We start from the raw sequence: 13,006 nt of genomic DNA on the forward strand, positions 1-13,006 counted from the left end.
GTCTATTAGTATAGAAGAAAGCTCTCAGCACATGTTGAGTGTGTAAGTTTGTTAGTGAAACGTAGCTAAATCTCTCGCTTTTTTATTTCAAAGCTCCAGTGGAGCTTTGAACTCCCAAACCTTTTGAGTCCCACAGATGCATTATAACGGGGCTGTAGCATTGATGTCAAAACTTTCACCTCCTATATAAACAAATTCTATCCAACGTTTAAAAAGGATCAGTAGCTGATAATATATAGCGGTTTGCATCGTGACGACAAGTAGGTGGATTACGATTATTTGTAATTTATAAAATCTATGATGAGAGGTACGTGATTAGAGGTATCAAGTAATTTTTATTTTGCTAGAGCAAGCAACAAATCTTCTTCATAAGGACTATGCTAAGCAGATGTATCAGATACTAGATTTAGATAAATTTGAATGAGTTATGATGAATCAACTTCTAGACCACATCAGCATTTAAGAGGATAGGAAAATTAGAGTACCCTTCACAGAGGGAACTGAGGTACAGTTATAGAAAAAGAAAGGCTGTAATAACAGCTGGAAAACATTTTCGTTACAGCCTAATTTGCGTTTTTGTGGTATACTGAAATTGTTGAATGACTTTGAAAGTAAACAAGAAAAATAACTATTAAGGCTTTTATATTTGATAGTTATATTTTCGAAAATATAATATAATCAAAGATATTGCAGATGGATAATAAAATATGACTAGAGAAAAAGCGTTTAAAACTATTGAAGAGCAGATTTTGATTCAACGGGGCAGGAATTTGAAGATTACCGATGAGCCAGGGATGGTAAGTTTTATTCAGCAGAAAAATTATTTTAATTCTATAAATGGTTTTGAAACTATTTTTTTGGAGACCTCTAACCCTAAAAAATATATGAAAAGAGTCTCTTTTAAAGATTTTGAGAGAATATACACATTAGATAGAAATATAGCTAAGTACCTATTTCAAGAAATCGAAAAGATTGAGGTTGAACTGAAGTCGAGAATTGCATACGAATTTTCAAAAGTTCATTGCAATAATGGTATTGCTTCTAACTTAAAGTATTTAGATATCAATTGTTATGTGCTACCGATAGCACACAATCGAAATTCTTTTACAGAGTATTTTTATACTCATGGAGATAATAAAAAAACGCATTCTTTTTTTAGAGTGCATACTATTTCTGCCAAGATTAAAGATGTAATGTTTACAGGTAAAATTAGTACCTCTCATACTCGTAACGGAGATGTATATTACAACCTAGAAGGTGATTTTGATGGAATAGTTGATGACCTTAAAATAAATCAATATCGAGGGAGATTTTCAATAAAAGCTTCTAATACTCCTAGTAATATTTCTTCATTAAACGGTTCTATGAATGTGACGATTCAAATTAATAACATAGAGGGAAGATTTTTTGAATTATCTTATTCAGACTTCTGTAAAATTAAATATCCATATATTTCTAGCTATAAAAATCCTCCGCTTTGGGTTATTATTGATACACTAATGTTGAATGACTTGCTGGTTTTATTCCAAGGATTAGACATTGCTATACAAAATAAAATTATGAGTGAGATGGGATTTGATTCCTCTATTAGTGGGAGTCGAGAAAAATTCATTAACGCTTGTGAAATACTGCGTGAGTTGAGAAACCAATTGGCACACTTTGGTCTCATAACCAGATATAGGACGGGAAATAGTATTCTAATCAATAGACTTTTTATCTCTGATTTGTTACTTACTCCTAAAAGGAATAATAGAGTTTTAAAGTTTTATCAAGGTTTAAAAATTTTAAATTCTTTTAATAGATTCTCTCTTAAAAGGATTGATCGAGCTATTCAATCATATTATTTAAAAAATATGTTACTATTGAAGTTTGATATTAATAAAAATTTTTTTAATAGAATTGGCAAGTAAGTGTTGCAAAAAGTTGCTGGTTATGATAGAATAATATAGTTATATTTTAGTGCCACGACGGCGTGAAATCCTTGAAAGAGGTTTTCAAAAAGTCATAAGGGGGAAGGTTAATAAACTTTCCTCCTTATTTTATTTATTTAGATAAGTTGAAAATAGTGTTGAAGATGTTTGATTTCTGAAGTACCTTGAATTGTATAGAGTTTACATGCAGTTTAGAATTTCTGATTTATTATCCAGAGGATAGAACCGCTTATTGAAGATATTTTAGAAAGTTAGTCATTACCAAAGTTAATATTTATTTCTACAGTATAATTCTAAAATCACTTTTTTTCTCTTTCGTCTATTAGTATAGAAAAAAGCTAACACTACATGTGGAGTGTGTGAGTTTGTTAGTGAAACGAAATTAATCCTCAAAAGGTTTCCCAAAACTTTTGAGTCCCACAGACGCATCATGAGGAGAAATCATGAGGGATATTATCAGTTGAATAAGTAAGAGTATAATCTACATCTCCAAAGTAGGAGTGGCTAGTTCCAGCAGAAAGACCTTCATAGGTTTTATAACTGAATAGATCGACTTACTTTGTTGTCGAATTTTTCCTGTTCTTCAAGTAATTCTGAGGAATAGACGACAACTTTAAAATCAAATAAGCTAAAAACGCTCTAAAATCATTAAATTGATATTAAAGTGTTTTTTATTGTCAAAATATACAATTGAAAAAATTTCCAGCTTTTTTAAAATCACTATCTCAGATGACAATTTAATCAAAATATGATATAATACAGAAAAAGTAAAAATAACAAAAGTAACTTACCAAAGTAAAAGAAAAAAAGTATATAGATAGCCACGGCGGATATTCCTTTCATCGTTTAGAAGGAGTTGCTGTGGTTATCGTTGTTGCTGAGCTAGTTAATTGCTCTTATTACTTAGATGAAGTTACTTTTATTATTGAATTAATTTAAATAATAATAACGATCAATGAAAGTACTCATCGATATTTCCTTTTTGCAGTTTAGAGCTCAAAGGAGAACAGTACTGATTTGGTCGTTTTTTTGCGTATTGACATCCTAAAAGCCAGTCAGAACCTTCAGTCATGATAAACAAGGAGAATTAATGAAATTTGTAGTTTATAAACATTCGCTGGTTTTAGGTGATAACAACATCGTGACAAAGCAATTGATTGCACTCAAACATGATGATGGCACATTACAATTCACTGATTTTCATAGATATGTAAAATCTGCCACAAAGATTAAATCTATTTCAGACGATGGAAACAAACGATTTTCATACGTTGTTAAATTTTTGAATTTTATATACGGAACAGTTGGGGTTAACAATCTTGATCAACTAACTTTAGAAATGGTCAAGGAGTTTTTTATGCTTTATGGTTTAGGACAACTTCCAGAAGATAGAAAAAATAGAAAGAAAAGTACAGTCGAAAAATGTGTAAATGCAGTTCTTGATTTTTTAACTCTATACTTGAATGAACGAAAAGGAAAGGTTAAATTGAAGCCAAAAGACCTTTATTCTATCAATACGTTTACCAATAGACGAGGCAGAGTCATCAAAAGAAAAGAGCTGAATTTTGAGATATTTGTTGATGATAGCAACACACAGAAGTCAATTTTTAGAGATATGCCAAACAGCGCCTTTGAAATGCTCTTCGCTCACATTGCTCAATGTCACAAGGATTTACTTATGGCTGTTGCCTTGGGAGCATTTGTTGGTTTAAGACCATCAGAAGCTTGTAATGTAAGACGTGAAGATAGCCCTTTGGGGGCAGGTATCATATTTCACCAAAGTGATAATCAAGTATTTAAAATTGAGGTTGATCTGCGAAAAGAAATGCCCCTTAGAAGCGATTTAAAGTCAACTGGACGAATTAAAAAGGAAAGACTTCAAGCTGTACCTTATATCTTCTTAGAGGTCTTTTTAGACACCTACAATGACTATATGAGCTACCTAGAAGGTAAAAGGTATGAGAAAGATTATGGTCCATTAAGCCTTAACAAGCAAGGGAAAGCATTGTCATACGATGTGTACTATCAACGATTTCGTAAGATTATTCGCGAAGAAATGATTCCAATATTTCTTAAATCTGATGACCCAGAGGTTGTCTTTTTTGGTCAACTCTTGCAAGAAAATAATATTTCACCCCATATCTTTAGGCACTGGTACACCACACAATTGGTTTTGTCAGGTGTTAATGAAGTTAGTGAACTGATGTCTGCTAGAGGAGACAATTCACCAGAAAGTGCTTGGGTTTATTTACAAAATAAAGGAGAAATTGCAAAACAATATGGTCAGGTTAATAATGGTGTTTTTGAATATATGAACTGGCAAGCAGAAAAATTGTTTGGAGAAGATTAAAAGGAGTAGCTATTGGTAGTAGATTTAAAAAATTATCTTGAAAGAATATTAGTCGAGTTAGGTGCTGCTACAATAAAACACCGTGAGAAAGTCAGTGGATTCTTACTAGACAATGAATGGTTTGGTGTGTCTATAAATCTTGATGATTATACTATTTCTGAAAAAGATGCTGAAGTTCTTAAAAATCACATCAAAGACTATCTAACAACACCTCCTGGAATTAAGAGTATGGAAGGAATCTTTTCAAAAAAATTTCCTTCTACAAGTGAATTATTCGTACAATTTGCTGAAGAAGAAAAGCTGAGTGAAACAAATCGTTTCTATCTACTTGATTTTTTAGCATACTACTTAACAAAGGATTTGTTTCTATATAGTGATGCTGAAGTAGAGACCTTAGTAGAAGTAGCAACAGAAGTTCTTACGAAGTCACAAGGCAATATCCTCATTCAATTTATTAAATGGCTACTCAATAAAGGCGTTACTCGTTATCGAGTAAGTTTTGAAATGACAAAGCGTTACACGATTGAGAGTGCAAATGGAGCGTATGAATTAGATGAATACCTTGAATTAATGTACTACCTATTCAACGAAAACTACATCATAAAAAATGATATGTTGTGTAAAGCAGCAAATTCAAAAAACTATGCAGATACATGGTTGTATCTAGGGTTACATTTTATTTGCGCACTAAGATCAACAGACTTAGAAAGATTAGGACATCCTAAATTAACAAGAGAACCATTAGAAGTTTTAGAAGCAGTAGTAGATGGAACTTGGAGTAGTAGTGAAGCTAGAAGGACTTTACTAAGTATTACAACAAGATTGACTTATTTAAACTTAACACCTAATAAAACCAAAAACGCTTCTAATGTTGCTCAGTTAAAGTTTCATGTCCCAGAAAGTTGTCAGGTTCTTATTGGAACGTTATTGGCTATCTGTGAGGCACATTTCCAACTTCAAATACCATACAATGCAGAAAATCCATTGATCAGACAAATTAAAACTTATGAAAAGATTACTAGTTATATGGGAGAGGAAATCGGAAATTTATTTTTAGAGCGTAACTTTAGTAGTCGTTCTGCAAACAAGTCCTACTTACAATCTGTCGCAATGTTAGCAGATGATGTTCTTGAAGAAAAGTCAGAACTGAATATTAAAGGTTATTTTCTAGCAGCATTAGCTCGTAGCCATAAAGGGGATTTTAATGAATTTGCACAAACCACAACAACGTATCTAAAAGATGCCCAACTCGGACAACTAAAACCTGAAATGGTTGCAAAAGAGCTATTTGAACGAGGCGTATTATCCATGATTCCGTCTATGCTCTTGACCATTGTAACTAGAGGAAAGTATAAAAAATTAAGTCCAAGCCAACAAACTCAAATGATTAAAAGTTTAGATTTAACGCCAATTGAAATTGAAAAAACGTTGGAATTGAGTATTAGGGCTGATTCACGTTCGCAACAAGCATTAAAAACTCTAGTTGAAAATAATGTTGATCCTGAACAATTACTGACGATCTGTCATCGAATTGGTAACGGAGAAGCTTTTTCTAAGCAAGGAGAGAGTATGTGTCTTTTATCTGCACTAGGGAAACTATGTCCCTATGATGACCGTCAGCATTGCGTCGGCTGTCAGTATGAATTACAAACAAAATCTACCTTGCTTTTGTTAATTGGTGAGTTTAATCGACTCAATAAACAATATCAAAAATTAAAGAATGAACTTGAACGAGGAAAGGTTCGAGCCATTCTTGAGAAGCAGATTAAACCATGTCTTACAGAAATGTTGCAAGCTTTATCAGAACAGTATGGCGAAGCTGTATTGTCTGATTATGAGGATATTATTAAGGAGTTAGTCAGTTGAATAATCAATCAAAATTATTTCGTAAAGTAAATGAAATTATCCTGTTTGATGACAATATGATTGAGAGCGCAAAAGAATGTTTTCAAGACTATGTTGAAAAAGGGATTATTCTAACCACCAATTTTGAAGAAAATAAATGGGAAACGACTAATGAATATTCTAACGTTAGCTTCATTTTTAACTTGAATAAATTCCAATATAAAAGGTTTTATGAACAAGTATTTCAATTATCTTTTGATGATTTTGTTACCTACTTAAAGAGTTTTATAGTGCTATCTATGGAACATCATGTTTTAATCACTCTCCAAGCCTTTTTAAGAGATATAAAGAAATTAGTCAGAGAACTAAAAGTGAACGAAGCCTTCTCATTAGCAAATATGAAGATTTCCAACCCCTCAGTATGTATAGATTTTCTTTCTACACTACCATGTTTAGAGAGTAACGAATTAACCCAACTGATTGAGCAACTAGATGAACTTTTAAATGTTAGTTATCAACTGAACACTAAAAAACAGCGAAAGTTAGCCCAATTTCAATCCTATTTTTTATTTAATGATATTTTAAACGACTATTGGGTTAAATCATTATTAGATGAGGAAAGATTGTTTTACTACCCTCTTTACTTATGGTGGCAAATAACAGCAGTAGTACCACTTAGACCAAGGGAGTTTTTGCTCACTCAGAGAAATTGTCTCACAGAAAAAGACGGAAAATATTACTTAACTCTCAGACGAAATAACTTAAAAGGAAAAGACAAGGGAGTATCCCATAAAATTTCAGAGGATTATTATTTAACAACTTACGAAGTACCATTTAAGCTTGCGAGTGAGATTTTAAATTATTTAGAGCTAACCAAAGACTTATCATCTACACAGTTAGATACCCTATTTGTGACAGACTCTCATTATCGGAAATGGAAACGTATTGCTAGTACTAAAAACCGTTTCTTGACGTACAGTAACTTAAATACAATTTTAAAATATTTCTTTAATGAGATTGTATCTCAACAGTATGGGTATTTTGTCCATCATATCAATTCCCCAAATCAATTAGACGATCATGAGATTAATTTCATTCATATTGGAGATACTAGACACATTGCAATGATCAATTTGATAGCAGAAGGAGCTAGTCCAGTAACAGCAATGCTCTTAGCTGGACATGATAGTATCACAACATCTTCACATTATTTTTCAAATCTGAGTCAGTTTATTGAATGTAGGAGCTATCAGCTTTATCGTAAATTAACAAACTCTCAAACGTCTTACGCTATAAGTAAAACTCAACATAAATACACCATTAATAAAAACTATGTTCCTCTTGATAATAAGGGCAGATGTTATTCACCTCGATTTGCGGAAGGTGATTATTCAGACTGTCTTAAAGTCATTAGCTCACATGCAGAGCTTGGTGCTTGTACTAGTTGTCCATTTTACAGAAAAGCTGGAAAAGATTATTTCTCTATGGATAAATCCTTTAAGAAATCAATCGACGAGGAAGCTTTAATTGTAGATGAGGCTATAAAAAGAGTTCGACAAGGAAAGGGGAATATAGAAGATATTGGTGAGGCATTATTAAAACTTAAAACAGTTAGTCATTCTTATCAAGAATATCTAACTGAAAAACATTTATCCTTACAGGAGTTCTCAAATGGCTAGAAAGAAGTATATTGATAATCAAGAATTGCTATTATTATTTGAACATTATTTACTGGAACATTGTTCGAATAATCCTAGACTATTCAAAATTCCACAGTTTGGAAATTACCTTAGAAGCAACGGATTTCCGCAGGTTGCAGACACAACGATTAGAAGAAACAAAGAATTTAGACAAGCCCTTAATGATAGATTGGAACTATTTGAAGACGACACTTATCAAACAGTTATAACGTATAAAACTCTAGATGTAGAACGTTTCTTAATGACCAATAGAACCCCTAAAGCAATCAAATCAGCATTGATGGAACTTAACAATTATTATAAAAGAGTTGTTGATGCAGCAATAGAATATAAGGAAGAAGCCAGTAAGCTCAAAACAAGAGTTTCAGAGTTGAAAAATGAGGTAGCACAACTTAATGAAAAGAATGCTGAAATAAAGGAGCAGACAGCGTTAAACAAAGAATTATTAGAGGAAAACAAAAAGTTAAGGAATCTTCTTAAAACTAGTTTGTATCCTGATATTGCGAATGAATTGTTAAAAGAAGAGGGCTTGTTAAAATCTGATCAGCAACTAGTAACTAAGAAGTATCTTAGTGAGAATGTTATTACTTCAGACACAAAAATATCTTTTGAAAAACATACTCATACTGAAAAGCAAACAAGCAAAAGTAAGATTTTGGAAATAAAAGACTTACTGGATAACAAGACTAAGTATTAGGAGGAGAAAATGTCAGACTTAATCACTGATTTTCCAGCCTTATTGAACTATTGGGACTTTGACAAGAATATCAAAATAGATGTAGAAAAAATAACAATTACCAGTAAAAAACACATTAACTGGAAATGTCCTACCTGTTCTTATGAATGGAAAGCAAGTACATCAAAATCTTATAAGAATATTCAAAATCATTCAAAAATCTGTCCTGTATGTGAGCTTGGAAAAGTGTTCATAAAAGGGGAAAACTCTATATCTGCAAGGATTCCTAACTTTCTAAGGTACATAAACTTTCATTATGAAAATATAGAAACCATTCAGGAAGAGATTGATAATTTATCTTTTTCTTCAAAGAGGTTATTTCACTTCAAATGTCCTACCTGTCATGTTGGGTGGAAAGATGTAGCAAACACTTCTAAATTAATCAATAAACATAATCAAGAGCTTGTTCATGTCGGATGTAATGAAAGTACACATTTTGTACCTTACACTAAAGCATACCCTAATCTTCGGAAAATTTATCTTCCAGGGGAGCAAAACGATGTAGAGTTTAATGATCTGAAGTTAAGTGACAATGTTACAATCCCTAGAAATTGGAAATGCGACAAATGTGACCATATCTTTAAGTTGTCTATTGATCAGCTAATTTCAAGAATCAAAAGATATAGTTTCTATTGTACTAACTGTAAAGCTACATTCGATACCTCAATTAAAGTGAAAGCGAACCCCCTATTACATACAGATAGAAATCTTTTTAAGCAATTTATTCCAACTCATGTAAAAAGTAATATGATTGATAGTTTATCCAACATCTTAGTAAGATGGCAGTGTTTTAAATGTCATGGTCAATATGAATGTAGTGTTGTCAAAAGGCATCTTGAAGGCTGCCCTTATTGTGATAATAAATTGATGTTAAAAGGATATAATACTTTACAAGAAACTCATCCTTATTTAGAGAAATTTTGGGATAAAAGTAATGATAAACCTATTTCTGAATACTGGTATAAGTCTTCTAAATGCATAAATTGGAAATGCCCTTGCTGCAAAGTCAGTTTTTATTGTAGTCCAATTGAAATGATTTTAAGAACCGACTTAGAGAATAGTAATTTTCAAACTTGTCCTAATCGTTGTGATTGGGATACACTTGTTTTTAACAATGATATACTCTATAATTTCCCAAAATTACAGGAAGAATGGAGCGATAAAAATGGATTGCCTGTTCATTTAGCATTGAGCCACATTGAAACAAAAAAATATTGGTGGAAGTGTTCTGTTTGTCAAGGTGAATACCTTTGTTCAATTCCAATAAGAAAAGAAGTAATAGATAGCTGTCCATATTGTAATGATGAACAAGCATTAAAAGGTTATAATACAATTGCAGATACTTATCCTGAGTTGTGTGACCTTTGGAGTAGCAAGAATGTAGAAAAACCTGATGAGGTGACGAAATCGTCAGAAACCGAGAATAAAATATTTAATTGGATTTGTGATTGTTGTGATTTAGAATTTCAGGAGAGATTAGGGATTGTTCTAGGTGTGTTTACAAACAATAATTCTAATAGTCTCAATTCTATATGTCCTTACTGTAATAAAAAAATTCCTAAACCAAATGAAACACTAAGCTATGTTAAACCGTACTTAAACAATGAATGGGTAAAAGAACTGAATGGTGATATTGATACCTTCTTTTATGATTCAAATGCTTTAACCAATTGGATTTGTCGAAAATGTCACAGAAGTTTTAAAGCAAAAATTTCTGATCGCCACAAAAACGACCAATGTTGTCCATATTGTTCTTTTAAGAAGACTGCAAAAGGTTATAATGATCTTGAAACAACACATCCTTGGTTAATTAAAGAATGGTCATCATTAAATAAACAAGAAATGTCTTCAGTAAGGGCAAATTCAACATATAATGCATGGTGGAAATGCCCTGTATGTACTGGAGAATATCAGAAAGTTATTAAAGAAAAATTTTACAGAGAAAATTCTTGTCCATACTGTAGAAATCAAAAAGTATTAAAAGGATTTAACGATTTAGCAACAACGCAACAAAGTCTAATGAATGAGTGGGATTATCTAAATAACTCCTTGATAGTAAGTCCAACTGAAATTACAGAGTTGAGTATTCTGCCTGTATGGTGGATATGTCAAGAAAATCTTAATCACCGTTACAAAATTCAAGTAAAAGAAAGAATGGCATACAAAAAACGCAATAAAAGGTCGTGTTCCATTTGCAAAGGCCACAGAAGAAAGCAAGAACACTTTGTACAGTTTGAAAAAATATAGATAAATAAAAACACTCTAAATTTCATTAAATTGATATTAGAGTGTTTTTTTATTGTCAAAATGTACATTTGAAAATTTTTTAGTTTTCACTTAAATAAAGTACATTTTCAACTGAATTGAGAGTAGTAAAAAATTTCCAGTGTTCACTTAAATAAAGTACATAATTGAGTATAATTGGCTTAAAAAATTTTTTTGGTTATTTTTTTAAAACTAAAACAGTCCTATATAAACCCTATAACATCTTTCCGAAAAACTATAATTTTCTTGAAAAATATATCTGGCTATGCTATACTACTAGTATAGAAAGATTTGGAGAAAAACATGAAACGCGAGATCTTATTAGAACGTATCGATAAACTCAAACAAGTCATGCCTTGGTACGTCTTAGAATATTACCAATCAAAACTGGCCGTTCCATATAGTTTTACGACCTTATACGAATACTTAAAGGAATACGATCGATTTTTCACCTGGGTCTTAGAATCTGGTATATCAGATGCTGACACCATGGCCAATATTCCCTTAGACGTTCTGGAACACATGACCAAGAAAGACATGGAATCCTTTATCCTTTACTTACGTGAACGTCCTCTGCTCAATGCCAATACGACGAAAAACGGGGTTTCTCAAACAACCATTAACCGTACCCTTTCGGCACTTTCTAGTCTTTATAAGTATTTGACTGAGGAAGTTGAAAACGAGCATGGGGAACCTTATTTCTACCGCAATGTCATGAAGAAGGTTGCGACCAAGAAAAAGAAAGAAACCTTGGCTGCTCGAGCTGAAAATATTAAGCAAAAGCTCTTTTTAGGTGATGAGACAGAAGGTTTCCTCAACTATATAGATCAGGAATACCCTCAAACACTCTCCAATCGCGCCTTATCTTCATTCAATAAGAATAAAGAGCGTGATTTAGCCATTATCGCACTCCTTCTTGCCTCTGGTGTCCGTCTCTCTGAAGCAGTTAACCTAGATCTTCGAGATCTCAACCTTAAGATGATGGTGATTGACGTCACTCGAAAAGGTGGAAAACGAGACTCAGTTAATGTCGCTGCCTTTGCGAAGCCTTATCTGGAGCAATATCTCGCTATTCGAGACAAACGGTACAAGACAGAAAAGACCGATTCAGCTCTCTTTCTGACCTTGTATCGAGGTGTTCCAAACCGGATTGATGCTTCTAGCGTTGAAAAAATGGTGGCTAAGTATTCAGAAGATTTTAAAGTCCGTGTGACTCCCCACAAACTGCGCCATACTCTTGCAACTCGTCTCTACGATGCTACCAAATCCCAAGTTTTGGTCAGTCATCAGCTGGGGCATGCTAGCACACAGGTAACGGACTTGTATACGCATATCGTTAATGACGAACAGAAAAATGCCTTAGATAGTTTATAAGTTACATAATATAAATTATGTAACGTTTTAGTGTTAGAAAAAGAGCGTAGGATTTTTTATCGAATCTTACGCTCTTTTATTCTTTCTATAAAAATTCGATCCAATAATTACGGTGTGGCTCAATAATGACTGGTTTTCCCCAGAATGATTTTAGATAGGCCAAGTTTGTAGGGGTGACCGGTCTTTTTTCACCATTGAACTTCTCTGCACTCTCTTCCGTTAGAAAGCATTTAACTGCTTCATATGGTGTACCATCGCTCGCTATTCGATCAATTCCTAAATAAGCAATTTCATCACCGGCTTTTGGAATATCTGTAAATAGTTTACCAATAAAATAAACCGTCTTATCTTTCATTAATTCATAAGCCTTACTATTTTCCAGTCTGTTATTCGCTGCAGCATACATAATACAAAAACTGTCCACAATATCTTTCAAAGGCATTAATTCTTCTTTGCCAACTATAATTTCGTCGGGAGCAAGTCCGCCAATGATTAAATTTTGATAATGAGGTTGCTGGATGACATTATCTAAAGCCATTCCTAATGGTAGTTGGACAGCTTGATAGCCTAATGGTTCTAGCTCTTGCTTTTTCTGGTCAAGGTGTTCTTGTGTAATACTGACATTTAAATCGTAAGGACTGGAAGGTTGTTGCTTACTAAAAAAAGCCACTACTATACGATCTAACTGTTCAAATAGACCAAGTTTTTCCACTGGAATTTTCATCATCGAATATGATCCCCTTTTTTGTTGAGATTTCCTCTATATTCTACTCTCATTATTTTTGAATATCAAGTTTAAGATAAA

At 32.7% G+C, this 13,006-nt stretch carries 8 protein-coding genes and 1 pseudogene; 8 read left to right on the forward strand and 1 reads right to left on the reverse strand.

What is annotated here, in order from left to right; all coding sequences use genetic code 11:
- Positions 1–343 precede the first annotated feature (343 nt).
- From HMPREF2918_RS11790 to xerS, 8 genes and pseudogenes are all read left to right on the forward strand, one after another.
- Positions 344–463 (forward strand): annotated as a pseudogene (locus HMPREF2918_RS11790) (site-specific recombinase resolvase); the annotation flags it as partial.
- A 244-nt stretch (positions 464–707) separates the two neighbouring features.
- On the forward strand, positions 708–1,910 hold the full coding sequence (locus tag HMPREF2918_RS05545; protein ID WP_003007328.1) for an Abi family protein: 1,203 nt from the start codon (positions 708–710) through the stop codon (positions 1,908–1,910).
- 1,111 nt (positions 1,911–3,021) lie between these two features.
- Complete coding sequence (locus HMPREF2918_RS05550; protein ID WP_003007331.1) at positions 3,022–4,281, forward strand: site-specific integrase; 1,260 nt, start codon at positions 3,022–3,024, stop codon at positions 4,279–4,281.
- A 12-nt stretch (positions 4,282–4,293) separates the two neighbouring features.
- The gene (locus tag HMPREF2918_RS05555; RefSeq protein WP_004252851.1) at positions 4,294–6,147 is read left to right on the forward strand and encodes a hypothetical protein; all 1,854 of its coding nucleotides are present in this window, start codon (positions 4,294–4,296) and stop codon (positions 6,145–6,147) included.
- On the forward strand, positions 6,144–7,805 hold the full coding sequence (locus HMPREF2918_RS05560; RefSeq protein WP_004252853.1) for a hypothetical protein: 1,662 nt from the start codon (positions 6,144–6,146) through the stop codon (positions 7,803–7,805). Before HMPREF2918_RS05555 ends, HMPREF2918_RS05560 begins: the two co-directional genes overlap by 4 nt.
- Entirely contained in the window at positions 7,798–8,523 is a 726-nt protein-coding gene (locus HMPREF2918_RS05565; protein ID WP_003007349.1) for an MreC domain-containing protein, read from the forward strand. Before HMPREF2918_RS05560 ends, HMPREF2918_RS05565 begins: the two co-directional genes overlap by 8 nt.
- Before the next feature lie 9 nt (positions 8,524–8,532).
- Entirely contained in the window at positions 8,533–10,809 is a 2,277-nt protein-coding gene (locus HMPREF2918_RS05570) for a zinc-ribbon domain-containing protein (protein WP_004252854.1), read from the forward strand.
- Positions 10,810–11,130: 321 nt separating this feature from the next.
- Positions 11,131–12,201 carry a tyrosine recombinase XerS gene (xerS, locus tag HMPREF2918_RS05575; RefSeq protein ID WP_070594812.1) on the forward strand — a complete coding sequence of 357 codons (1,071 nt, stop codon included), beginning with the start codon at positions 11,131–11,133 and terminating at the stop codon, positions 12,199–12,201.
- A gap of 85 nt (positions 12,202–12,286) precedes the next feature.
- Here xerS and HMPREF2918_RS05580 read toward each other — a convergent pair whose 3' ends face one another.
- Positions 12,287–12,928: a hypothetical protein gene (locus HMPREF2918_RS05580; RefSeq protein WP_070594813.1), complete on the reverse strand. Its 642-nt coding sequence runs from the start codon at positions 12,926–12,928 to the stop codon at positions 12,287–12,289.
- Positions 12,929–13,006: the final 78 nt, after the last annotated feature.

The sequence above is a fragment of the Streptococcus sp. HMSC065C01 genome, from assembly GCF_001813525.1.
Taxonomy (GTDB): domain Bacteria; phylum Bacillota; class Bacilli; order Lactobacillales; family Streptococcaceae; genus Streptococcus; species Streptococcus parasanguinis_V.

What these genes read in the sequence shown, in the direction of transcription:
- HMPREF2918_RS05570 (WP_004252854.1), top strand. Translation starts at nt 8,533, where the DNA reads ATGTCAGACTTAATCACTGATTTTCCAGCCTTATTGAACTATTGGGAC.
- HMPREF2918_RS05545 (WP_003007328.1), top strand. Translation starts at nt 708, where the DNA reads ATGACTAGAGAAAAAGCGTTTAAAACTATTGAAGAGCAGATTTTGATT.
- HMPREF2918_RS05550 (WP_003007331.1), top strand. Translation starts at nt 3,022, where the DNA reads ATGAAATTTGTAGTTTATAAACATTCGCTGGTTTTAGGTGATAACAAC.
- xerS (WP_070594812.1), top strand. Translation starts at nt 11,131, where the DNA reads ATGAAACGCGAGATCTTATTAGAACGTATCGATAAACTCAAACAAGTC.
- HMPREF2918_RS05580 (WP_070594813.1), bottom strand. Translation starts at nt 12,928, where the DNA reads ATGATGAAAATTCCAGTGGAAAAACTTGGTCTATTTGAACAGTTAGAT.
- HMPREF2918_RS05565 (WP_003007349.1), top strand. Translation starts at nt 7,798, where the DNA reads ATGGCTAGAAAGAAGTATATTGATAATCAAGAATTGCTATTATTATTT.